Origin of the sequence: Mesorhizobium sp. M7A.F.Ca.AU.001.01.1.1 (genome assembly GCF_004022735.1) — a bacterium.
Lineage (GTDB): Bacteria > Pseudomonadota > Alphaproteobacteria > Rhizobiales > Rhizobiaceae > Mesorhizobium > Mesorhizobium ciceri.
Genome location: NZ_RZPF01000004.1, coordinates 1 through 22,667, shown reverse-complemented (window position 1 = coordinate 22,667; position 22,667 = coordinate 1). Strand labels below are relative to the sequence as shown.

Here is a 22,667-nt window from a genome sequence, read left to right as displayed (position 1 = left end):
GACCGTCGCCAGTGCGGGACCAACATCTCGCGAGACGGATCTCCCTCTTTCGTGCTCATCGCACCGTCGCGAGATTCTCCTCTATTGGTAGCCAATGCCCCCGATATAGTTGGCGAGCAGCCGCTCCTGGAGTTCTTCCTGTTGGAAGAGCGCCTTCATCGCGTCGCGGATATCAAGGACGCCTATCGGCTTAGCGCCGGCGCCGAGCACCGGTAGGTTCTGGAGCCGCTGTGTTGTCATGGTCTGCCAGACCGAATGCAGGTCGTCATTGGGCCCACAGGATACGAAAGACCGGCTCATCAGCGTGGATACCGGCGCTTCCGCCGGTCCCGAATTCGCCAGGTGACGAACAAGGTCGGACTTGCTCAGCACGCCTGCCGCTTCGCCATTGCCATGGCATACAACAACCCGGCCTATGGCCGGCTTGGACAGCCATAGCGCAGCTGCCCGCAGCGACGTGTCGAGGTCGACCGCCGCAAGGCGCGCCGATGTTTCTGGATGTAGACTGTCAATTCGCATGGTGCCCTCCTGAGGCGTCTCGCGGCCGCGGCCGGAGAGATCAGATTCGAGGTTTCGCCTACTCTTCGAAGGAAGTGTTCATCACAAAATCGACGGAAGACGGCGCCTTGTAGCCGGCCACAAAGCGCTCACCGAAATCCCGGGCAAAGTTGTCGTAGGTCGTTTCCGGGTTCACCTTGGCGATGTGGCAAAAGCATCGCGTCATCCGCCGCTTCATTTGAAGACGCGGAAATTCGCCGACGATCCTGGCTATCTCGGCGGAAGAGATGAGACTGTATTGCAGGCCGACGACATCAAGGCAGATGCCGGCTGTGCACAGCGCCACCTCGGCTTCCTTGTAGAGGCCAATCGACGGCGTCGAATTGAGAGCGACGCTGTCCCATGTCAACTGAGCACGACGCTCGTCGAAGCCGCCTTGCCGGACGAAGGCGCGGGCCAGATCGGCGCCTTCCACCTCGAAACGGCGCGGCCCGGCGAAGGTCTCGTTGAGCGTGACGTCGTGCAACAGGGTTCCGACGGCAACAACTTCACCGTCGTGCTCGATGTTCTGGACCTGTGCGATGCGGACGGCGAAAAGCCATGATCGAACCACGTGGTTGAACAAATACGGTTCACATAGCTGGCGGGCATGTTCGATCGCCCGGCCGACAAGCGGCGTATCGGGGACCGAAACCCCTGCAAGCGTGCGCCTGGCGATCGCATCCATGTCAGTGCCTTTCCTTCGCCGATTGTGTGTCGGTTTGACGCCCTTACCTTGGCAGGGGCGTTACCAGTTCATTTCGCGTAGGTCGTCAGGTTGGTCTCGTTGGTATCGACGACGAAGACCGCAAGCAGGCGAGCGCGTTCCGTCTTGCTGGCGTTTTCACTGACGGCGTGATGGTCGCCCGGAAATTCCGAGAAGCTTTCGCCTGCACGGTACGTCTTCACGGGCCCACCGTTAACCTGGCTTCGGATCGCCCCCTCCAGCACCGTGGCATAGATGAACGCGGAACTGGGATGGGTATGCGCCGGCGATGTCCCGCCCGGCCCGTACTCGACGAGCACGGCTTTCAAGCTCTTGCCGGGCACATTTGGAAGGGCGTGGTCGTAGACGAGTTTCACGCTGTCCGCGTCTTTGGCCATTGCTGCGGTGACGGATGCGGCGGCGAGTGCTGCACAGAGGAGTTTCCTGATCATGTCCGATATCCTTGTTGGAATGAGAGCTAGGGAATGCTGGTCTGATGGGTCGCGAAACCGGCGTTCAGTACTTACGCAGGTGGCGTGTATCGGCTGAGCCAGTCGTCGAAGTGGACGGCGCCGATACGCGCGTTCTCGCCGGGGACAAGCGTTTGATCGTCGATTGCCACTTGACCGTAGTAGAGAGCGCCAGGATCCGAGACGATTTTGCGCGGATCGTTGGTGGCCTTTAGAAAGCGACCGACGAGTTCGCTCATACGAACGCGATCGGGGCCGGCAATTTCGATCGTGCCGTTCACTGGCGCTGCTAGGGCGACGTCCGCCATCGCATCGGCAACGTCGTCGGCTGCCATTGGTTGGAAGTACGCCGGTGACATGTGGACGGTATCCCCTACGGCGCCGGTGTTTGCGATGGCGGCGGTGAACTCGAAGAACTGTGTGGCGTGCACGATCGTGTAGGGGATAGCGGACTCCTTGATCAGCTTTTCCTGAAGCAGTTTGCCGCGGAAATACCCCATGTCCTGCAGCCGGTCGGTGCCGACCACAGACAGCGCGACGTGATGGCGGACGCCGGCGACCGCTTCGGCTGCAAGAAGATTACGCCCGGATGCCGCGAAAAATTCGAGCGCGGCCTTTTCCTCGAATGACGGTGAGTTCGCGAGATCGACGACGACCTGTGCCCCGGCAAGAGCGACGGCCAGCCCTTCTCCGGTGACGGTGTTCACTCCCGAATTCGGTGACGCCGCAAGCACGTCGTGTCCCTTCCTGCGCAGTCTTTCCACAGTCTTGGAACCGATCAGCCCGGTTCCGCCGATGACGACGATCTTCATTTCCAATCTCCTTTGTTGAGGGTGTTGATTTGCGGGTGTTGGTCGAATGTCGGCTTTCCGGCGAGCTACTCGCTGGCCGATGCGGCGTCCTCGATAAGTGAGGTGACCTCGTCGGGGTGCGAGACCATGAGCGCGTGGGAAGCACCCTCGATGACGACCGTCTTCACAGCGTGCGCGCGCTTGGCCATGAAGCTCATGACGGCTGCCGGGATATTTCGGTCATCGGTGCCGTAGATCATGTAGGACGGCAGCGTTTTCCATGAAGCTACGCCCGAGGGCTCGGCCAGGGCTGCCTGCGCGATCGGGCGTTGGGTGGCGGCCATCAGCGACGACTGCTCTTCGGGAACGTCGGCCGCGAACTGGGCTCGGAATTTGTCCGGCTGGATGAAGAGATCCTGGCCGCCGTTCGGCGACGCGACTGGAGCAAGCGCGCTTGCCAAAGTGCTGCCGGGAAACATGCTGGACAAGGTGGCGCTCGATTCGCCGTTATCCGGCGCGAATCCGGCCACGTATACCAAGGCCTTCACATTGGGATTGCCGTTGGCGGCTTCGGTGATCACGGGTCCGCCGTAGGAATGCCCCACCAGCACGATCGGTCCGGGAACCGACCGGATGATGGCCGAGACCGCCGCGGCATCGCTGGCGACGCTGCGGAGGGGATTGGCTGCCGCCTTTGCCATATAGCCGTCCCTGCCGAGTTTGGTTATGACCGCGTCCCAACTCGACGATTCGGCGAAGGCCCCGTGCACCAGCACGATCGTCGGCTTGGGCTTCGCTCCGGCCGCCTGCGCCGTTGCGCCACCCGCGACGGCAAGCGCGGCGGCCAGCGCCAGGATTCCAGTGACATTTCGCATTTGCTTTCTCCTTTGTCGGCCTTCCGTTTGACCAATGTGGAGAAGGATGCGCCGATCCGGGGCGCCGACCTATTGTGCGGAATGGTCGGTCATACGATGCCAAGGTGCAGGGTGGGTCATCGCTGCGATCAGGTGACCTGGGTATTCCGCACGCGGATCGCCGGCAGCGCAGGAGTTCGTGACCAGTACAAATCCATGGAGCTGCTGCCTCCAAACACCACTGCCGCCCCGGCGTAACGGCAAGACTCCCACCGCGAACGACATTGCCCCTGACCTTAGGCCTTCACAGCCCATGCTTTCGTATGGATCAAGCAGCCACATCGTCTGATCGTTCCGCAATGACGCAGCATTTATATTGCTATTGTGAATACGATCCAAAATTAACCATGGAGTTACCAAAATGAAGAACACATCTCTTGCTGCCGCAATCCTTCTTGTTGCAGCAGGAAACGCCGTCGCCGGAAGCGATCACTACGGATCAAACTCGGTCCAGCAACCCGCAACTTCTTCCGAGAGCATGCACACCTCCTCGATCAGGAAGACGGGCAACGATGCCGGCGTGCAGGAGACCGTGCGCAAGCCGATTGCTCCCAGCAAGGACCCGGGCCAGGGCATCTGGGGTCACTAGCACCCGAAAATTGTAGAACCTGGAAGGACCGGGGCGTCGCCCCGGTCCTCTTCACGCTTTCCAAAGGACCTTGAAAGTGCGTGGGGGCCCTGACACAGGTTCTGAGACCGGGGAGCTATAAAACCACCTTTCACCTTGGATCTGGCCGGGTGGGATGGCGATCGACGCTCGACCGTCAAACGGCAGCGACTTGGCTACCCCAGCTCAAAGCAATGCCATTCCGCCGTCGACCCGCAGATTGACACCGGTGACAAAACTGCTTGCGTCCGATGCCAGGAACAGAGCGGCTTTTGCCAGTTCTTCCGGCTGGCCCATTCGACCAAGGGGAATTGCTTCGGCCATGGACTTCTCGAAGGATGCTCGCATTTCGGCCGGGACACCCAGTTTGTCGAGAATAGCCGTATCCACGGGGCCGGGGCTGAGCACGTTGACGCGTATGCGGCGCGATTTCAGTTCTATCGCCCAACTGCGCGCGAAGGCGCCGATGGCTGCCTTGGAGCCTGCATAAACGGCATGGCCTTCCAAGACCTTCTCGCTGGCGATTGATCCCGTCAGTATGACTGCGCCGCCATCGCGCATCAGCGGGATCAGTTTCTGCACACCAAAGAAGACGCCGCGCGCATTGATAGAGAACTGCGCATCGTACTCGTCTTCGGGAACTGCCGACGAATGCGTGATGGTGTTCACGCCGGCGTTCGCCATATAGATATCGAACGCCCCAAACCTCTGATGGATCTGTCGCGCGACATCCTCGTGGTGCGCCACGTCGGCTACATCACCCTGAATGCCCAGTGCGCCGGCTCCGATCTCGGAGACTGCCTCCTCGACGGCACGCTGCCTCCGGCCGGTGATTACGACCTGCGCCCCCTCCGACGCGAAAGCTTTCGCGGCGAATAGCCCAATCCCACTGTTTCCCCCGGTGATCAACGCGGTCTTTCCTGAAAGTATACCCATTTGCATTGCCTCTGATGATTTTCACGAGAGCCGCCGCAGTTGCCAACCGCAGTTTTCAGCGTGAACTCGGACGGCTGAGACCAGAAAGCATCTCCAGCAGCCATCGATGCTGAGTTTTCATAGTCAGGCTGGCCGCACCGGTGTTGTGCTGCCAGCCATGACCGCCGTTTGAGGGCACTAGCCCTTGATGAAGGCGAGCAGATCGGCGTTCAGCTGGTCCTGGTGTGTGGCCGTGATCCCGTGGGGCGCGCCGGGGTAATATATGGCCTTTGCGCCTTTGATCAGCCGCTCCGACTTGACTGACGAATCCTTGACCGGGACGATCTGGTCGTCCTCGCCATGCAGGATCAAGGTCGGTATATCGAATTTCTTGAGGTCCTCGGTGAAGTCGGTTTCGGAGAACGCTTTGACGCATTCATATGCATTCACGAGACCGACCTGCATGCTCCAGAGCCAGAACTGATTCAGAACCCCCTGGGAGACCGTGGCGCCTGGCCTGTTTGCACCATAAAACGACTGTGCGAGGTCCAGATAGTGCTGCGAGCGATCCTTGAGGAGGCCAGCCCTTATGCCGTCGAACACTTCGATCGGCAGACCTTCCGGATTGGCCGGCGTTTTCACCATGATCGGCGGAACAGCGGCGATAAGAACAGCCTTGGCCACGCGTTCCGTCCCGTGCCGTCCGATATAGCGAGCGACCTCGCCTCCCCCGGTTGAATGCCCGACCAGCGTGGCGTCCCGGAGATCCAGCGCCTCGATCACGGCTGCAAGATCGTCCGCGTAGCCATCCATGTCGTTGCCGGAGGTGGCCTGGCTGGAGCGGCCATGGCCCCGCCGGTCATGAGCAACCACGCGGAAGCCATTATGGGCCAGAAAGAGCATCTGTGCATCCCAGGCGTCGGAATTCAGCGGCCAGCCGTGTGAGAAGGTTATTGGCGGACCCCTACCCCAGTCCTTGTAATAGATTTCCGTACCGTCCTTGCTTGTGATGGTGCTCATTGTTTTGCGTCCTGATTGAGGGGTGGGAACATGTGGGTTTTGCTGGGCCCCGGATGACGAAGCGACTGGCAGTCCGGCTATGACCGCCGCTGAAAAACTGGCCAACAAGACGTCGCGGCGGGTTGCACCGAGGGTGAAAAGTCCATCCATACTCATCGTGTCCATCCTTGGTGAGCGGCTTCTCGGGTCGGCTCACCATCACGATCACCGGGTCGACCTGCACCGTCGCTTTCGGGGGGAGGAGCGGGCGAAGGAGCGGCGACGCCCGATGATCGTGATGGCTTGCGAGGGAGAAGATGCGCCGATCCGCCCCGCGAACCTATTCTACGCAGGCATCTGTCGTACGATGCCAAGGTGCAGGGTAGGTACGCCGAGGTGCTGGAACTGTCGCTGAGATGGGGCAAATGATGCGATGACGTTGGTTCGTGCGCGACGTGCCGCGTGTGGCTGTCACAAACACGACCTATCAAGCCGTATGAGGATTCTTCTCAAAACGAGGAGCGGCTGATCGCGAGCAAGTCACCGCCCGAACGGACCGCGATAGGTTTCGCCTACGTGGTCCTCATGTTGAGTAATCAACTCACCGCCGGCCAGAGCGCAATATGCTTAGGTGTACAACGCGTTATTATAACGACAAAGGCTTTAAAGCTTTCGCCTTATAGAAATTGCACGGCATTTGCCGCTCTTGGAGCACTTTGGACCTCACAACCCCGGAGTGCTTTATGCGCCTTAGCTTTCTTTCTGGTTTCCTCATTGCGGTTCTTGCTGCCGGGCCATCGACTTCTGCCAGCGCAGCGCACTCCGGCGTGCCGCTCGGGCAATCGACCGACCTGTCGGCACGTATCGTCGACGGCAAGGCCGACGTTAACGGTGTGGCCTATCACTATTTGCTGGCAGCAGGCGGCCCGAAAACCGTGGTGTTGTTGCATGGTTGGGGCACGACCTCATACATGTGGCGCTTTGTAATGCCGCAACTGGTGGCGCGCGGTTACACGGTACTTGCGCCCGATTTGCGCGGTTTGGGGGACACCGCCAAGCCTGCGGCCGGCTACGAAAAGGCGGCGATTGCCGAGGATATTCGAGCACTTGTCAATCAGCTGAACCTTGGTCCGGTCGTCAATCTCGTCGGTCACGATATGGGTGGCATGGTCGCTTATTCCTATGCGGCGCAGCACCCGGGGGAAGTCACCACACTGGCAATCGTTGACGTCCCGCTGCCAGGCATCGAACCGTGGAACGAATTGATCCAAGGCCCTCGCACTTGGCATTTTCGCTTCCACTCCGTACGCGACGTGCCGGAAATGCTCATTGCCGGTCGCGAGCTTGAGTATTTAAAGTGGTTTCACAATGCAGAGGGGGTAAATACTCGCGCGTTCGACACCGAAGCCGACGAAGTCTACGGCCGTTCTTATGCCCAGCCTGGCGCATTGCGCGCAGGCTTCGAGTACTACCGGGCTTTCCCGCGTGACGAAGAACAGAACAAAGCCTTTGCAAAACACAAGCTGACGATGCCGGTACTCGGTATAAGCGGTTCGGGTGGCCTGGCATCGATGTACGAAGGCCATCTCCGCCACGTCGCCGAAAACGTACGGGCCGTAGTAGTCGAAGGCTCAGGCCATTGGGTTCCGGAGGAGCAGCCGGCCGCCGTCACAAGGGCCCTGATCGAATTCCTGCCACCAGCATACTAAGCTTCGCGGCTGGCTGAAGCACAACATTAGCGATAGTCGCCGTGATGGAGATACGCCACTCCAAAGCTTTCCCAATGCGCCGCCGTTAGCTGGCGATGCGCGGCAAGAGCTTGGCAGTGTAGCCTCAACACCAGGTTACACGCGGCGATCATCGCTCTAAACTTCATAAAAATTTGTCTGAGTCCGGATCGTCCTGGGCAGGCTACTCTTAACGGAGAAGCGCCAGCCGCTGGGCGATACTATCGGACGGAGGCGAGGTTCACCCTTTCGAAAGTCCTGGCCGCGCCGGCCTCGCGCATCGCCGGGGGCAGCGTTTCCCAGGCCCGGATCAGCTCTCCGATGGAAGCTGCTTCCATCTTGCGCATGACATTGCCGCGGTGAAGCTTGACGGTCACTTCACTGATGCCGAGGTCGAAAGCGATCTGTTTGTTGAGGCGCCCACGCGCCACTTCATGCAGCACCTCGCGCTCGCGCGGGGTCAGCGTCTCGACACGCTCGATGTTGCGCTTGACGACCACCGCATCCGCCCGCCGCTTGGCATCCACCGCAATGCCCGCGATCACGGCGTCAAGGAGTGTTTGGTCGCGCACCGGTTTGGTGAGAAAATCCACGGCGCCCGCCTTCATCGCCTGGACAGTCATCGGTATGTCGCCATGCCCGGTCAGGAAGATGATGGGCTTGGGATTGCCGTTTGTCGCAAGATGGTGCTGTAGATCGAGACCGCTTGCCCCTGGCATGCGCACGTCGAGGATCAAGCATCCGGGGCTGTTCAAGACGTCCGCGTCGAGCAATTCGCGGGTCGAGGCAAAGCAGACCGGCTCAAAGCCCATCGACAGGATCAACTCCGACAGTGCTTCGCGAACAGACGCATCGTCATCGACAATGATGACGAGCGGCTGCTGCGGCTCAGCCTTCCGCTGCCGTGACACCGGCGCCGATCTCTGCAAGAGTGGTTGGTCAACTCTCATGTTCATCCCTCGGTTTCCTGGTTGGCTAAAGCGTTGGCCACCGCCGCAAGCAGGGCCTGGCCGTCGAATGGCTTGCGGAAAAACCCGCTGATGCCCTTGGCACGGTACTGATCCGCTATCTCGTGGCGGCCGGTGATCAGGAACACCGGTAGGTCCGCACGCGTCTTCTTGACCTGGTCACGAAGTTCAAAGCCGTCCGTTCCAGGCATCCCGATATCGGTAATGAGCAAGTCCACGTCGGAGAGCCCGCTGACGAGCAGTGATCCCGCCGACGAGAAGCTGCGGGGAGCATAGCCCGCAGACTCCAAAAGGTTCTCGAGCGACTCGAGCAATCTTGGGTCGTCATCGACAATCGCCACGACAGGTCGCACCTTGCTCACACTCCGTTCCCTCCCGTTCGTCGAGAGTGGCTGATCGGTATCTCCAACCGCTCCGCCATGCGCACGAGATCAGCGAGTGATGCCGCAACCATTTTCTGCATCACGTTCCGTCTATGGATTTGCAGCGTGACCTCGCTGATCCCCAACTCAGCCGCGGCCTGTTTGTTCAGCAGGCCACTCACAACGAGCGGCAGCACCTCGCGTTCTCGCTGCGTGAGCTCTTGATAGCGTTGCCTCAACACGGTGAGTTCGGCGCGCTCTGATCGCCTTTCCCGGTCCTGGGCGATCGCTGCCCGGATCGCGACCATGAGGTCCGTATCGCTGAAAGGCTTTGTCAGGAAGTCCACAGCGCCGTGCTTGATCGCACGCACAGAGGACGGGATGTCGCCATGCCCCGTTATGAAGACGATCGGCGGATGATCGCCCTCGGCGATCTGCTTCTGCAGATCTAGACCGTTGATGTCAGGCAATTCCACATCGAGGATCAGGCAGGCGGGGACGTCCGGCTTGTCGGCAAGGACATAGTCGCCGGCCGATCCGAACGCTACGGCGCGCATGCCATGGGACTCCAGAAGCTCACCAAGCGCTTCCCGAATACGCACGTCGTCATCGACGATGAAGACCATTTGATCGTGGGGCGTCATGCTGCCGCTTTCATTTCAACTGGCATCGTGAAGACGAACGCCGTTCCGTGCGGATCGTTCTTCTCCACCCACAACCGTCCGCCATGGGACTCGACGATCGAACGGCAGATCGCGAGTCCCATGCCCATGCCGTGCTCTTTCGTCGTAAAGAACGGCTCGAATATTCGGTCAGGAAACTCAATGCCCGGGCCACAATCGCTGATCTCGATCTGGATCGCGTCCCCTATCCGGCGCACGCGAAGTCCAAGAACCTTGTCGCCCGGAACAGAGTCCATCGCCTCGATCCCATTGCGGATGAGGTTCACCAGAACCTGCTGAATCTGCACCCGATCGAGCGCGACAATAGGAAGGTCGCTTTCGACATCGAGATCCAGACGAACACGGCGCCGCACCGCCTCCTCGGCGATGAGGTCGCGCGCTTCCGCTATGACGCTGTCGAGTGCTGTGTAAGCCATCGCGTCTGCAGATTGCTTGAATAAGGCGCGGATGCGGCTGACGACATCCGCGGCTGAGTTGGCATCACGGATAATACGCTCCACAGTCTTCTGCGCCCGCTCGATATTTGGCGGTTCGGCCGTGAGCCAACGCTGGCAGGCATATGAGTTGGCGACAACAGCCGCCAGAGGCTGGTTCACCTCATGGGCTATAGAGGCTGAAAGCTCGGCAAGACTCGCCGCCTGGCTCGCACGTGCAAGTCTCTCTTGCGCCAGGCGCAGTTCTTCTTGCACTCGAACTTCACCGTCGATGTCCAGACAGACGACGTTCCACTGAACAATCGCTCCCTCTGCGTTGCGCATCGGTGCCGCGCGCGTATCGACCCAGCAATATTCGCCGTCGAAGCGACGCAGACGGTGCCTGCGCGCATACGGTTCGCCAGTGGCCAACGAATGAGCATAGTTCGCTTTGACGGCCGCCAGGTCGTCAGGATGAACGCCTTCATCGAGTGTCCCGGACAGGCGGGATTTTCCCTTGCCGTCCAATAACTCCAACTCATATCCGAGGAATTCGCGGAGCTGACGGCTTCGATATATCGGCTCACCGTTCGGTGCGGCGCAATCGATCATCACCGGCAGCGTTTCAACCAGCTGCCACAGCGAACGTTCTCTCTCGCGCAGTGCCACCTGCGCGCGCATCTCCTCGTCGATGTCGATGGAGACCTGGTACCAGTGAACGATGGCTCCATCCCGATCGCGCAGAGGCTCGCAACGCCCTTCTATCCAGCGATAGCTGCCGTCTTTCCAACGCCGGCGATACCGCATGATGAAGGAGTCGCCAGTTTTGAGGCAGTTGGCTGACCTTTTGAGCACCTCGGGAGCATCTTCGGGATGAATCAGTTCTTGCGCCACCCTGGTGAACTCTTCGAAGTTCGCCCCGGAGATGCCGAGATCCTCCAAAGACCGCCTATTCACGTACGCAAGCTTGCCATCGGGCGTCCAGCTCCAGATGTGGACCGGCAAGGCATCGACAAGCTGCTGGAGCTCGCGCTCTCTTTCGCGCAAAGCCTCCTGCGCGCGCATCTCGTCTTCGATGTCGATTGAAGCCATATACCATTGAACGATCGCGCCATCGGTATCCCTTAACGGTTGCGCTCGTGCTTCTATCCAGCGGTAGACGCCATCCTTCTCGCGTCGACGAAAGCGGTTCATGAAAGGCTGGCCGGACGCAAAGCCATTCGACGCCCTCCGAAACATTGTCGGAAAGTCTTCAGGATGGGCCAGGTCCCGGGCCAGGGCATCGAAATCATTGATGTGCGTCGGTGGCGAACCGACCTTCTCCAGGTATCGCTTGCTGGTGTAGGTGATCCTGCCTGAAGGGGCAAAGCTCAGGAGATTCACGGGCACAGCGTCAATCATTTGCTCCAGTTGCCGGTTGGCTTTCCGCAGCGCTTCTTCTGCCCTCACCTGGTCGTCGATGTCGTGCGAAAGACCGTACCATTGGACGACAGTCCCACACTCGTCTCGCATCGGTTCCGCTCGGCCCGACATCCATCGGAAGACGCCGTCAGCACGACGCAGGCGATAGTTCAGGGAGAAGCTTTCGCCGGTGGTGACCGAGTGGTTGATCGCTGCTTCCAGCGTGGCGGCGTCATCGGGATGTACGACAGCCGCAATGGCCGCCTTCAGGCCATTTCCTCCGACATTCTCGTATCCTCCTACGTCAAGGCCGAGATACTCAACCATTCGCTTGCTGAAGAAGACCGGCTCGCCCGACGCAGACAGGCGCCAGAGGAAGCTCGGCACCATGTCGACCAGTTGCGAGAGTTCCCGCTCCCGGTCGCGCAACGCTTCCTGTGCGCGCATCTCGTCGTCGACGTCGATAGAGATCACATACCACTGAACAATCGCGCCGCTGTGATCACGCAGCGGCTCGCCGCGTCCATCCACCCAGCGGTACGCTCCGTCCGCACGGCGCATTCGATACTTCATGGAGTATGGTTCGCCGGTAGCCAGAGAGTGGCGGACGGTCTCCAGGAGGCGTGCCGCATCTTCGGGATAGACGAGGGACTGTATGGCCGCCGCCTGCCGGCTCATCCCCGGCTTGTCCAGATCCGCCACACCGTCGAGACCGAAGAAGTCAAGCAAACGTCTGTTGAAGAAGGTCGGCTCGCCTTCAGGCGTCAGCCGTCTGATCTGGACTGGGACCATGTCGACGAGCTGAGAAAGTTCCCGCTCCCGACCGCGCAGCTCCGCCACGGTTTTCTTGTAGACATCGTTGTCGAGCGCGATTCCGTACCATCCCGTGATACGACCCTGGCTGTCGCGCGCGGGCCGCGCGGCGGTTCGGGCCCATACATAGGTGCCGTTTGCGCGCCGAAAGCGAAACTCGACATTGAAATGATCGCCGGTCCTCAGACAATGGCGCCAGGTAACCGCGATCTGCTCATAGTCGTCTGGATGAAGCAAACGCTTCCAGGCGGTGTACCCCTCGTTCAATGGAGCGTTCAGATCCTCCAGCGTCACCCCGAGGGAGCTCAGCGCGAACGGATGCAGGTAGATCCATCTACCCGCCGCATCGAACGCCCATCCGTTCCCGAATATGCTTTCAACGATTTTCGCCGATCGAATTGGCCCGGCATTGTTTTCAACCAAGAGATCCAGGTCCGCCCCGGAAAGCGGCTCCCCGTCTGTCACCAGATCATCAATGTCCACACTGACACTGTAGCCGGGCTCCGATCGGGTCTCGTTCCAGCGATAACTTCCGTCGGCCTGCAGTTGCCTGTGCCTCGTTACTTGGGGGACACCCGTCCAGAAGGCGCGGGCGACTGCGTGCGCCGCCGCTGTCCGGTCATCCGGATGGACCAGACTCAAAGAATGGAGAGCGTCGGAGGCGGCTCCCTTCTCAAGTGCCGCACTGATCACATCGGCGAATCGCTCTGTGGCTGCGGACGGCGCATCGCCTTCAATCAGTGTGCCATACCATGCAACGGCGTTACCTTCGCTATCGCACAGCGGCTGTCCGGAGCTTCGACTCCAACCGTAAGCACCGCTCGCGCGCAAAATGCGGTGCTCCACATTGTAGTGCTCACCTGTCTGCAGGCAGCGACGCCACTCGGCCACGGCTCGGTCATAGTCGTCTGGATGGATTAGCCGCTTCCAACCCGCGGAGCCATCTTCTGACGAAGTGTTGAACTCCTCCAGCGTCGTGCCGAGAAGCGATAGCGTGCTGGGAGTAACATAGCTGAATCTGCCGGCCGCGTCTGTCGCCCACCCATTGCCGACCACGCTTTCGATGAGCCGAGCCGCCCGCAACGCTTCCGCATCGGGATCGCCAAGCGAGTTGAACGCTGTCGTCATTGTCTTCTCCTACCGGACAATGAAAGGCGGAGACTGTCAGCGCCTTCTTTAACTCTCATCGTTGACCATCTGGGCTCGCGAATTGGTTCATCATCTTAACCGGACCACGCCGCAGCCGCACCTCATGGAAATCCATGAGATGTGAGTGACCTAACTTTCGGGGTGAGGCACCTAGACGTCCCGATTGAAGCTACAGCCCCTGAAACAAGGCCTGGTCGGCTCTCCGTATAGCACTTGCTCTCAGCAGCTGGGATCTGGGCTGACGAACCAAAACTCACCATAAGCAGCGCCGCGCCCCAGCGGCACCTCACGGAAATCCATGAACCGCAGCGCGACGCGGCCGCGACGACCCCGCGTGTTCATCCCCGTCTGGTCTGGTGGACGTGGCTCGCAAGATTCAAGTTGGACGCCATGACGATAAGGACATCTGTTCCAACGCATAGGAGGCTACCCAGTTCGGCTCCGCCGGAGGACTTTGCGACTGAACAATTGCTTGGCGCCAATCAGGCATGGCGCAGCAACCGCGAACAGCAACACGAGCGCGAAGAAAGCTTCGTCGAAAGAGATCGTGGAGGCTTGCCTTTCGAGAGAGCGCTGCAACAATGGGAAAGCGATCTTGGGCGCCGCTAGAATGTCGGCACCGTTCGAAGTGAGAATGTTCGCACTGGCCCTCAAGCGCTGGTCCAGGGCCGGATCGCCACGGACAAGGTGGGTGGACAACATCGTTCGGTTGAGAGCGTTCTGGTGATCGATATACGTTTGCAAGAGCGCCGTGCCCATCAGACCACCAGCCTGCTTCCCGAGATTGAACAGCCCTATTCCAAACGGCAGAATATCGGCAGCAAGTCCACGCAGCGTAACCAGCGTCAGTGCCACGAACAGAAGACCGAGACCTGATCCTCGCAGAAGCAGGGCCGGGGTCAGGTCGGGGGTGCCGCTACCGCTCGTCGAACCGGACAGGAGCCACATGGCTCCGGAGAAGAGCAGGACTCCAAACGGAACAAGGGCGATCGGGTGAACGCCGGCCTTTTCGATGAGGAGGCCGGAGAACAGAAGTCCCAGCGCCAGCATGGCTCCGCTGGGCAGCAGAAGCACTCCTGCGGCCGTGGCCGTAAAATCGAGAACGTTGAGGGCAAAAGCCGGGATGAGATAGGTGCTGCCCGATAGGGCAAAGCCCGCGACGAGGCTGACAAGAAAGCCAAAGCGAAAGTCCGGATCGGCGAAAGGCGCGACCGCCTGAAGTGAGCCTGAGCGGAACCGGGCCTCCCGGACAACCACAAGGCCGGCGGCCGCCACACCGATGGTCGAAAGGCCGGTGATCCCCATGTCGTCCGACCAGTTGAACCTGCTGCCCTGCAGCAGCACGTATGTCAAAAGCGCGGTACTGATGCCGAGCACAATGACCTCGACGACGGGGAGCGTGGTTGCCCGCCAGTATGTCCGATTGCCATCCGCCGCCAGAAGGACAAGGGCGGCGATGCCGAGCGGGACGTTGGCGAGGAATATCCAGTCCCAGGAGAAATGATCGACCAACCAGCCCTGCAGGGCCGGCGTAATCGTCGTTGGAGCCATTACGGCGCCGACGGCAAAAACTGCTTGGACAATCGGCTGATGTCGAGACGGGAACCGAAAAAACAGCAGCGTCTGGCCAGCTACGAGAATTGTGCCGCCAGCCAGCCCCTGGACGACGCGGAAAACACAAATCCAGACATGATCCACCGAGAGCGTCATTGCCGCGCAACCCAGCAGAAGCATCACGACCCCCGCGCGCAGGCAGGCGGTCGGCCTGGCGGCGGTGACAAGAAGCGGAGCGACAAGGAAAGCCGTCAGCTTGGCGGCGATGAATGCGATGTCGACCATCGCCAGTTCATCCGGCGTTGCGTAGATGTCGCCGAGCATGTCGATCCGGCCGATCGACAGTGCAGTGGATGCCACTGCGTCCATGAAGGCGGCCAATACAACACCAGTTGCTACTAGCCAGGCACACGGCAGGGTATCAGGATGGCGGAACGCTCTTTTTTCGGCTTCGGTGCGGTGCATCACTGTACCAGGCGTCCGTTGGCACTGTCGCCGGACCGCATTTCCAACGCCACCGCTGGAACGTCGCCCGCTCCCAGGGCGATGGCAACGCGGGCGGAGAGCCCCGGAACGAGGCGGCCAGGCAACGGGTTTCGTATCATCCTGATCTTCACCGGCACACGCTGGACAACGCGGATGAAGTTTCCGGTGGCATTGTCCGGCGCCAGCAGGCTGAACGCCGCGCCGCTGCCGGGAGCGAAGCTGTCGACAACACCGTCGATTTCTTGATCTGGATATTCGTCGACCGTGACGCGTACCCTTTGGCCAATCTTGACCAAGCTGAGCTGCGTTTCCTTGAAGTTGGCGACGATCCAGACATCGTCGACGGGAACGATATCCAAGGCCGCATTCCCTGGAGTGACATAACGGCCGACACGGATTTGCCGATTGCCGACGATCCCGTCGACCGGGGCTCTCACGACCGTGTTGTCGAGGTCGAGCATAGCCAGGTCGAGAGCGGCCTTCGCCTGTGACAGGGCCGCGTGCGAACCGGACAATTGTGCTTCCAAGACGCCGAGCTTCAGCCTTTGAGCCAGCAGATTGGCTTCTGCGCCGTCCAAGGACGCCTTTGCCTTGTCGTAGCTGGCTTGTGCATCCTGCAGTTTCTGATCGCTGGCAGTGCCGTTCTTCTGCAGTGTGACATAGCGGGTCAGGTTGGCACGGGCGAACTGGAGGTCTGCGGCGGCTGACTGTTTCTGCGCCTCGGCCTGCGCGATCAATGCATCTTGCAGTTTATGGCTTGCCTCGATGTTGGCGATTTCCGCCTGCCGGGCTGCGACATTGGCGCTTGCCTGGACCACCTTGGCCTTATAGTCGCTGTCGTCGATGCGAAAGAGAACTGCGCCCTTTGCAACGCTGGCATTGTCGTCCACGTCAACGTCGACGACATAGCCGGCCAGCTTGGGAGCGATACTGGTGATGTCTGCGCGCAGATAAGCGTTGTCGGTCGTTTCCTGGTAGCGACCAACCCTGAACCACTGCCAGCTCCACGTAGCTGCCGATGGGATCAACACGAGCGCGACGACGGCGATTGCGATCCTGCGAGATGGGCTCATGATTGCTTCGACCTCAATTCGACGCACTATCGAAGAGGATTGTCGATTTCCCGTGATCAAGATGATCGGCAAGGCTGCAAGTCGGGGCTACGCAGTAGGGGTTCACGAGAATGTCTCCGGGCCGCTGAAAACAGAAGTGCCGAATAGTCGCGGATTTCAGTGCGCCCGCGCCATCACGCGAACGAGCATCTCGGCTCGCTCTGATCGGTAGTTTATACTGACCCTCGGCACAGGTAGATACCTGACGCGACACCGCTGCATCTGTGGGCTTTCGGGCGACCGCAAAGTAGGTTCTGCGTCCGACTTTGGGCGCCAAGCTGCCGTCCGCCAGAAATAGAGATCTGTGGCCAATCAAAACCCGCCTATTCGCACGTCGTTGCCGCCGATCACCGCACTCATCACTCGGAGATCTTTCAGAGTAAGAGCATCTGCACTACGTGTTGCTGGTGTTAACAAGCAAGAGAATAGCTCCCGGATGAGAATGAGCGTTTGCCCTTACGCTGCACTGCTTCCGGGAAACGATCAGTGTACGAATAACTAACAACGAGCTCTAGATAGGCCCACCTTTGCGGCGAATTCGGGTTAACCCGGCCCGGAGGATGTTTGGAAAAGAAGCTAAATCAAGCAGTTAGGAACTAGTGGGACAGCAAAGCATTCAAATCTGTTCCTATGTTTTTCGATGTTCTTGTCCCCCCTACCACGCTGCATTTCGCCCGATGAACGCCTCACTCGCCCTATCTCGCGAAGAAGGATCGTGACGGTGTATCAGTCCCTCATTGGAAAGTCGCGGTCGCACCATTAACGACGTTCTTCAACGAGCAAGAAGCGTCTCGATTGGGGCCGTCTGCGGACTGTTTGCTTTGTGACAGATACGAACCAAGCAGTCGTTCAGCTCAAACCCGCAGGTCGCGGTGGTACGAAGGGTTGTAGGCGTGGTTGTCTGTCATCTTGTAGATCATTGCGGCCTTGGTGCGCCGAAGCGGGTTCGTGCCGTAGCCTTCCCGTCGGTAGCCATTGCAGTCACCCATCTACCAAGCGAGTAAACTGGTGAGTGCTGAGATAGTCCGGATGGTGGACTCGACTGAGAAAGGCGTGGTCATCTCTTCGCCGCGATCCGTTGAACAAAATCTAGAAAAGCGCGCACTTTTGCCGGCGGCATGTGGCGTGACGGATGATAGGCGTAAAGCGGAAACTGCTCGTCGGACCATTCTGCCAGGATCGTCGTGAGCGCCCCGCTCTCAAGCCACTCGTCGAGGCCGATGGCAAGGCTCTGGAATATGCCTTGCCCCGCGAGACCGGCCGCGACGGCAGCGGAGGGATCGTCCATGACCAAGCGCCCCGAGGCCTTGATCTCGATGGCCCCGCTTTCCCCTCGGAATTCCCAGGTGAACGGCCGCCCGGTCTGCGGGTTGCGAAACAGGATGCAATCGTGGAGCATCAGGTCGTGGGGCGTGGCTGGAATGCCGTGCCGGTCGAGATAACTTGGGGCGGCACAGGTCAGGACTGGTACGTCCAGCAGTTTGCGGGCGATTAGCGAGGATTCGTCCGGCGGACCGAAGCGCACGGCGACATCCGCGCCGCTCATCATCTCTTCGCGATAGTTGCTGGTGGTCAGATCGAGCGACAGTGCGGGGTAACGTGCCAGGAATTCACCGATCCTCGGCGCCAGCACCATTCGCGCGAACCAGGGATCGATCGATACCCTGAGCCGTCCGCCGACGAATGCCGCCGAACCGGCGGCTTCGGAAGCCGCCTCCTCCAGTCCAGCCAGCAGTGGCGTTATGCGGGCATGGAAGCGCGCGCCCTCCTCCGTCAGCGCGACCTCGCGCGGATTGCGGTCGAACAGCCTGACACCGACGCGTTGTTCGAGCCTCGCCACGGCACGACTGACCCCCGACGGCGTGAGACCGAGAACATCCGCAGCCCGCACGAAATTGCCCGCTTCCATCACCGCCCCGAAAACGCCGACCCCGGTCAGCAGCCGCGTGTCGAAACTCATGCCTTCTCTCCTTTGCGAGGTCGGTGATCTCAACCGTCCCTTCATGATGATTTTGAGTCACCTTATCTTTGATTTTATTGCGCGTGAATCATCGCATTGCTTCCCCTAGATGATTTTTGAGCGCCCGGACGGCGCGGCGGCATGCCGGACCGCGGAAATCTCCGGCCTTGCGAGAAGGAATTCATCCATGAATGCGATCTCACGCAGAAGCCTGTTGGCGCGTGGCAGCCTTTTGCTCGCGGCGGGCGCCGCCGCCGTGAACTCACCGGTCCACGCACTGGCGGCCAACCCGCAAGCGCGGTCCGGCAACTTCAAGTCCATCGACATGGCCATGGAACAGGCGGTGCGCGACGGCACCGTCGCCGGCGTCGTTGCCACCGCGGCAGGACCAGACCGCATGATCTACGAAGGAACCTTCGGAAAGGCCAATACGGCCACCGGAGCAACGATGCGCGCCGATACGGTATTTTGGCTGTTGTCCATGACGAAGGCCTTCACCGCCACGGCCTGCATGCAGCTAATCGAGCAGGGCAGGATCAATCCCGGGGACGATGCGGCGAAATATCTGCCGGAACTCGCCAATCCGATGGTGTTGGAGGGCTTCGACGGCGACGGCCAGCCGCTCCTGCGTCCGGCCAAGCGGGCCATCAAGGTGCGTCACCTGCTCACTCACACCTCCGGCTATACCTATTCGATCTGGAGCGATGCACTGACCCGCTACGAGAACGTCACCGGCATGCCGGACATCGCCACGTGCAAGAACGGCGCCTTCCTGGCACCGCTCGAATTCGACCCCGGCGAACGCTGGCAATACGGCATCAGCATGGACTGGGTCGGAAAGCTGGTGGAAGCGGTCAGCGACCAGTCTCTGGAAGTCTATTTCCTCGAGAACATCTTCGCCCCGCTCGGCATGACCGATTCAGGCTTCCTGATCGGAAGCAAGCAGAAGGCCAGGGTCGCCACCTTCCATAACCGTCGCGAAGACGGCGGCCTGACGCCCGCTCCCTTCGAAATGCCGCAGCGGCCGGAATTCTTCATGGGCGGCGGCGGCGGCTTCAGTACGCCGCGCGACTACATGGCCTTCCTGCGGATGCTGCTGAACGGAGGCACTCATAAAGGCGTACGGGTGCTGAAGCCGGAAACGGTCGCGTCGATGATGCGCAACCAGATCGGCGACCTCGACGTCCAGGCCATGCGGACCGCCCAGCCTGCCTATTCGCAGAGCTTCGACCAGTTTCCAGGCGAGCCCCACAAGTGGGGTTATTCGTTCGACATCAACACGCTGCCCGGTCCGAACGGTCGGTCGGCAGGCAGCATTTCCTGGGCCGGCCTGCTCAACTGCTATTTCTGGCTCGATCCGGTCAGGAAGGTGACCGGAGCCATCTTCACCCAGCTTCTGCCCTTCTACGACGAAAAGGTCGTGAAGCTCTACGGCACATTCGAGCGCGGCCTCTACGACGGCCTCGCCTGATCAATTCCCACCTCAACACCAGGAGAACATCATGTATGCGATTACAGGAATTACTGGCAAGGTCGGCGGCGCGCTGGCGAAAGCCCTGATTGAAGCCGGAGAACCAGTCCGCGCGGTGCTGCGCGACCCCGCCAAGGCGGATGTCTGGAGAGATTGCGATTGCGAAATTGCTTTCGCCGACATGGGCGATGCGACGCGGCTCGCCGCCGCGTTCAAGGGCGCCAAGGGCGTCTTCATTCTGCCGCCTTCGGAGTTCGATCCCGCGCCCGGCTATCCGGAAGCGGCGAGGCAGAACGAGATCCTGACCACTGCTCTCCTTGCTGCCCGCCCGGAAAGGGTCGTCTGCCTCTCCACTATCGGCGCCGATGCGTTACAGGACAATCTCTTGAGCCAGCGGGCGATGCTGGAAGACGCCCTCGGCAAGCTCGACCTTCCCATCACGTTCCTGCGGCCCGGTTGGTTCATGGAAAATGCGGCTTGGGATGTCGCCCCGGCCCGCGACAAAGGCGTGCTGCACAGCTTCCTCCAACCGGCCGACAGGACCTTCGCCATGGTGGCGACGCAGGATATCGGCCGGCTTGCCGCCGATCTGATTCGCGAGGAGTGGACCGGCAAGCGGGTCCTGGAACTGGAGGGCCCGGCGCGGGTCTCGCCCAATGATCTCGCCGAGGCTTTCGCAACAGTGCTCGGGCATCCGGTGCGGGTGGAGATCGTCCCGCGCGAAAGCTGGGAGGACCTCTTCCGTGCCCAGGGTACGCGTAACCCACTGCCGCGCATCCGCATGCTCGACGGCTTTAACGAAGGCTGGATCGATTTCAAAAACAGCGGACAGAACAGCGTCAAAGGCAAGACACGTCTTGTGGAGGTGATCGCGGCGCTTGTCCGGCAGGCCGCCGCGACTGAGGCCTTTTGATTCCACCCTGAAAGGGCAGCAGACGGCACGGGCATCCGCCGCCAGCACGGCTCGCAACCCTCGTGGTGGTTGCTTGTCACGCTCCGGGAACGGGCGCGCCAGGCTCGATGAGTCCCTGTCGTTTGAGATCGGCCCAAAGGGTTGGCGGAATATCCTCCCTGAGATAGGCCAGATTCTCCTTCAGCTCATCGGCAGACCTTGCACCCGGGATGACACTCGACACCAGGGGATGGCCGAGCGGGAAATGCAGCGCCGCCGCCGGCAGCGAAACCTTGTGGCTGGCGCACACCGCCTCGATGCGGCGGACGCGTTCGAGCACCGGCTCGGGAGCCGGCCTGGTGTTGAAGGTCGCGCCCTTGACCGCGCCCGTCGCCAGGATGCCGGAATTGTAGGGGCCGCCGATAATGATCCTCGTGCCGCGCTGTTCACAGAGCGGCAGCAGGGTCGCCAGTGGCTCCTGTTCGAGCAACGTGTAGCGGCCGGCGAGCAGGAAATAATCGAAGGCGCCGGCAACGACGAAATCGGACAGCATCTGCCATTGGTTGATGCCGACGCCGACCGCCTTGATGACGCCTTGCGAGCGCAGTTCGTCGAGCGCTGGATAGGCGCCGTCCATGGCTTCCCGGAAGCGGCTCCGGGCATAGGGATCCTCGCCGGGGCCGAAATGAATGGCCTCGTCGGGATCGTGGATCGAAACCATGTCGACATAGTCGGTGTCCAGCCGCTTCAGCGTGCCCTCGAGCGAACGCATCACCGCATCGCGCGAATAGTCGAACTCGGCGCGGAAGGAGCCGGGCTGGTCCCACAGCGCCGGCTTCAATTCTTCGGGCGGGATCGGCACGAGGTCGTAGCCGATCTTCGACGAGATGACGATGTCCGCGCGGGGCAGCGACTTGATGGCAAGGCCCAGACGCGTCTCGCTGACGCCAAAGCCATAGACAGGTGCGGTGTCGAAATAGCGGATGCCATTTTCATAGGCCGCCTGCACAGTCTTCACCGCCGCATCGGTGTCGACGGCGCGGTACATGTTGCCGAGCCCCGTGCCACCGAGCCCGATCGTCGTCACCTTCAGGCCGCCCTTGCTAACAGCCCTGAATTCGATTTCAGCCATTTTCTCTTCCTGTAATCCCTGATCGTCCATTTGTGCCGCCCAGAAGGCCGCCTTCGCGCCATTAGGCCGCAGAGGGCCGTCCTGAACTCGGCGGCGAAAAAGCATTGACACAAAAGTTGTCATATAACAATGTAACCGGATGACAATTGTAGCGATGCCTACAAAGCGACAACGGAGGAACGCATGGACGACGAGACGAAAAATCTGATGGAGATGGTGAATGCCGGCATCAGCCGGCGCAGCGCTTTCGCGCTGGCCGGAAAACTCGGCCTTGGCGCAGCCGGCCTCGCCAGCGGACTGGGTGCTGGTCTTGTCGGCGGCATCAGCGCGGCACGAGCAGCGGATTCATCGCCCGGCCTGCCGAAGAAGCCCTACAAATTCCACTTCGTCTGCCACGTGACGCTCGACCAGTTCTTCACGCCAACGGTCTACGGCATCCAGGATGCCTGCGCGGCTTTCGGCTGCAGCTATCAGTGGACAGGTTCGCAGAAGAACGTCGTCTCCGAAATGGTCAGCGCCATGCAGACGGCGATCGCGCAGAAGTCGGACGGCATCGCCGTGTGCCTGGTCGACCCGACGGCTTTCGACGCCGCCACCGACATGGC

20 protein-coding genes are annotated in these 22,667 nt (G+C 60.5%); 5 read left to right on the top strand and 15 right to left on the bottom strand.

Features of this window, described 5'->3' with window-relative positions; genetic code table 11:
- Positions 1 to 81: 81 nt before the first annotated feature.
- From EN884_RS00705 to EN884_RS00685, 5 genes are all read right to left on the bottom strand, one after another.
- Positions 82 to 519, bottom strand: coding sequence for a CBS domain-containing protein (locus EN884_RS00705; protein ID WP_063170645.1), 438 nt, complete (start codon positions 517 to 519; stop codon positions 82 to 84).
- A 58-nt stretch (positions 520 to 577) separates the two neighbouring features.
- Positions 578 to 1,225: a hypothetical protein gene (locus tag EN884_RS00700; RefSeq protein WP_013896610.1), complete on the bottom strand. Its 648-nt coding sequence runs from the start codon at positions 1,223 to 1,225 to the stop codon at positions 578 to 580.
- 68 nt (positions 1,226 to 1,293) lie between these two features.
- The gene (locus tag EN884_RS00695) at positions 1,294 to 1,695 is read right to left on the bottom strand and encodes a cupin domain-containing protein (RefSeq protein ID WP_013896611.1); all 402 of its coding nucleotides are present in this window, start codon (positions 1,693 to 1,695) and stop codon (positions 1,294 to 1,296) included.
- Positions 1,696 to 1,766: 71 nt separating this feature from the next.
- On the bottom strand, positions 1,767 to 2,525 hold the full coding sequence (locus EN884_RS00690; RefSeq protein WP_063170646.1) for an SDR family oxidoreductase: 759 nt from the start codon (positions 2,523 to 2,525) through the stop codon (positions 1,767 to 1,769).
- A gap of 65 nt (positions 2,526 to 2,590) precedes the next feature.
- Positions 2,591 to 3,361 carry an alpha/beta hydrolase gene (locus tag EN884_RS00685; protein ID WP_127224469.1) on the bottom strand — a complete coding sequence of 257 codons (771 nt, stop codon included), beginning with the start codon at positions 3,359 to 3,361 and terminating at the stop codon, positions 2,591 to 2,593.
- Positions 3,362 to 3,779: 418 nt separating this feature from the next.
- Here EN884_RS00685 and EN884_RS00680 point away from each other — a divergent pair, with 418 nt between their 5' ends.
- Positions 3,780 to 4,007, top strand: a complete 228-nt coding sequence (locus tag EN884_RS00680) for a DUF680 domain-containing protein (protein WP_013896614.1) — start codon at positions 3,780 to 3,782, stop codon at positions 4,005 to 4,007.
- Positions 4,008 to 4,211: 204 nt separating this feature from the next.
- Here EN884_RS00680 and EN884_RS00675 read toward each other — a convergent pair whose 3' ends face one another.
- Both EN884_RS00675 and EN884_RS00670 read right to left on the bottom strand, forming a co-directional pair.
- On the bottom strand, positions 4,212 to 4,961 hold the full coding sequence (locus tag EN884_RS00675; RefSeq protein WP_063170879.1) for a glucose 1-dehydrogenase: 750 nt from the start codon (positions 4,959 to 4,961) through the stop codon (positions 4,212 to 4,214).
- A gap of 177 nt (positions 4,962 to 5,138) precedes the next feature.
- The gene (locus tag EN884_RS00670; protein WP_082826804.1) at positions 5,139 to 6,116 is read right to left on the bottom strand and encodes an alpha/beta hydrolase; all 978 of its coding nucleotides are present in this window, start codon (positions 6,114 to 6,116) and stop codon (positions 5,139 to 5,141) included.
- A gap of 566 nt (positions 6,117 to 6,682) precedes the next feature.
- Here EN884_RS00670 and EN884_RS00665 point away from each other — a divergent pair.
- Positions 6,683 to 7,648: an alpha/beta hydrolase gene (locus EN884_RS00665; RefSeq protein WP_063170649.1), complete on the top strand. Its 966-nt coding sequence runs from the start codon at positions 6,683 to 6,685 to the stop codon at positions 7,646 to 7,648.
- 239 nt (positions 7,649 to 7,887) lie between these two features.
- Here the strand turns inward: EN884_RS00665 and EN884_RS00660 are convergent, their stop codons facing one another.
- The 7 genes from EN884_RS00660 to EN884_RS00630 all read right to left on the bottom strand — a co-directional run bounded on the left by EN884_RS00660 (position 7,888) and on the right by EN884_RS00630 (position 18,567).
- The gene (locus EN884_RS00660) at positions 7,888 to 8,616 is read right to left on the bottom strand and encodes a response regulator transcription factor (RefSeq protein WP_063170880.1); all 729 of its coding nucleotides are present in this window, start codon (positions 8,614 to 8,616) and stop codon (positions 7,888 to 7,890) included.
- Between the two features lie 2 nt (positions 8,617 to 8,618).
- Positions 8,619 to 8,996, bottom strand: a complete 378-nt coding sequence (locus EN884_RS00655) for a response regulator (RefSeq protein ID WP_027161970.1) — start codon at positions 8,994 to 8,996, stop codon at positions 8,619 to 8,621.
- A complete protein-coding gene (locus EN884_RS00650) occupies positions 8,993 to 9,640 on the bottom strand; it encodes a response regulator (RefSeq protein ID WP_023767341.1) in 648 nt (215 codons plus the stop codon). Before EN884_RS00650 ends, EN884_RS00655 begins: the two co-directional genes overlap by 4 nt.
- Positions 9,637 to 13,434 (bottom strand): PAS domain-containing protein, encoded by a 3,798-nt coding sequence (locus EN884_RS00645; protein WP_063170650.1) that lies wholly within the window; start codon positions 13,432 to 13,434, stop codon positions 9,637 to 9,639. Before EN884_RS00645 ends, EN884_RS00650 begins: the two co-directional genes overlap by 4 nt.
- A gap of 447 nt (positions 13,435 to 13,881) precedes the next feature.
- Positions 13,882 to 15,474, bottom strand: coding sequence for an MFS transporter (locus EN884_RS00640; protein ID WP_082826772.1), 1,593 nt, complete (start codon positions 15,472 to 15,474; stop codon positions 13,882 to 13,884).
- Complete coding sequence (locus tag EN884_RS00635; protein WP_244514431.1) at positions 15,474 to 16,640, bottom strand: HlyD family secretion protein; 1,167 nt, start codon at positions 16,638 to 16,640, stop codon at positions 15,474 to 15,476. Before EN884_RS00635 ends, EN884_RS00640 begins: the two co-directional genes overlap by 1 nt.
- Before the next feature lie 1,024 nt (positions 16,641 to 17,664).
- Entirely contained in the window at positions 17,665 to 18,567 is a 903-nt protein-coding gene (locus tag EN884_RS00630; protein ID WP_063170653.1) for a LysR family transcriptional regulator, read from the bottom strand.
- Between the two features lie 187 nt (positions 18,568 to 18,754).
- Between EN884_RS00630 and EN884_RS00625 the strand changes: the two genes are divergently transcribed.
- Positions 18,755 to 20,038 (top strand): serine hydrolase domain-containing protein, encoded by a 1,284-nt coding sequence (locus EN884_RS00625; RefSeq protein ID WP_063170654.1) that lies wholly within the window; start codon positions 18,755 to 18,757, stop codon positions 20,036 to 20,038.
- Positions 20,039 to 20,069: 31 nt separating this feature from the next.
- Positions 20,070 to 20,951: an NmrA family NAD(P)-binding protein gene (locus EN884_RS00620; protein WP_063170655.1), complete on the top strand. Its 882-nt coding sequence runs from the start codon at positions 20,070 to 20,072 to the stop codon at positions 20,949 to 20,951.
- A 76-nt stretch (positions 20,952 to 21,027) separates the two neighbouring features.
- Here EN884_RS00620 and EN884_RS00615 read toward each other — a convergent pair whose 3' ends face one another.
- The gene (locus EN884_RS00615; protein WP_063170656.1) at positions 21,028 to 22,062 is read right to left on the bottom strand and encodes an aldo/keto reductase; all 1,035 of its coding nucleotides are present in this window, start codon (positions 22,060 to 22,062) and stop codon (positions 21,028 to 21,030) included.
- 183 nt (positions 22,063 to 22,245) lie between these two features.
- On the opposite strand from EN884_RS00615, the gene EN884_RS00610 reads away from it, so the two are divergent.
- On the top strand, positions 22,246 to 22,667 hold a 422-nt coding region (locus tag EN884_RS00610; RefSeq protein ID WP_206617546.1), incomplete at its 3' end, for a substrate-binding domain-containing protein.

Bases quoted from the DNA above. Each gene is read 5' to 3' on its own strand.
- EN884_RS00690 (WP_063170646.1), bottom strand. From the start codon at position 2,525: ATGAAGATCGTCGTCATCGGCGGAACCGGGCTGATCGGTTCCAAGACT.
- EN884_RS00675 (WP_063170879.1), bottom strand. From the start codon at position 4,961: ATGGGTATACTTTCAGGAAAGACCGCGTTGATCACCGGGGGAAACAGT.
- EN884_RS00630 (WP_063170653.1), bottom strand. From the start codon at position 18,567: ATGAGTTTCGACACGCGGCTGCTGACCGGGGTCGGCGTTTTCGGGGCG.
- EN884_RS00645 (WP_063170650.1), bottom strand. From the start codon at position 13,434: ATGACGACAGCGTTCAACTCGCTTGGCGATCCCGATGCGGAAGCGTTG.
- EN884_RS00680 (WP_013896614.1), top strand. From the start codon at position 3,780: ATGAAGAACACATCTCTTGCTGCCGCAATCCTTCTTGTTGCAGCAGGA.
- EN884_RS00670 (WP_082826804.1), bottom strand. From the start codon at position 6,116: ATGAGTATGGATGGACTTTTCACCCTCGGTGCAACCCGCCGCGACGTC.
- EN884_RS00660 (WP_063170880.1), bottom strand. From the start codon at position 8,616: ATGAGAGTTGACCAACCACTCTTGCAGAGATCGGCGCCGGTGTCACGG.
- EN884_RS00620 (WP_063170655.1), top strand. From the start codon at position 20,070: ATGTATGCGATTACAGGAATTACTGGCAAGGTCGGCGGCGCGCTGGCG.
- EN884_RS00615 (WP_063170656.1), bottom strand. From the start codon at position 22,062: ATGGCTGAAATCGAATTCAGGGCTGTTAGCAAGGGCGGCCTGAAGGTG.
- EN884_RS00640 (WP_082826772.1), bottom strand. From the start codon at position 15,474: ATGCACCGCACCGAAGCCGAAAAAAGAGCGTTCCGCCATCCTGATACC.
- EN884_RS00665 (WP_063170649.1), top strand. From the start codon at position 6,683: ATGCGCCTTAGCTTTCTTTCTGGTTTCCTCATTGCGGTTCTTGCTGCC.
- EN884_RS00705 (WP_063170645.1), bottom strand. From the start codon at position 519: ATGCGAATTGACAGTCTACATCCAGAAACATCGGCGCGCCTTGCGGCG.
- EN884_RS00650 (WP_023767341.1), bottom strand. From the start codon at position 9,640: ATGACGCCCCACGATCAAATGGTCTTCATCGTCGATGACGACGTGCGT.
- EN884_RS00625 (WP_063170654.1), top strand. From the start codon at position 18,755: ATGAATGCGATCTCACGCAGAAGCCTGTTGGCGCGTGGCAGCCTTTTG.
- EN884_RS00695 (WP_013896611.1), bottom strand. From the start codon at position 1,695: ATGATCAGGAAACTCCTCTGTGCAGCACTCGCCGCCGCATCCGTCACC.
- EN884_RS00700 (WP_013896610.1), bottom strand. From the start codon at position 1,225: ATGGATGCGATCGCCAGGCGCACGCTTGCAGGGGTTTCGGTCCCCGAT.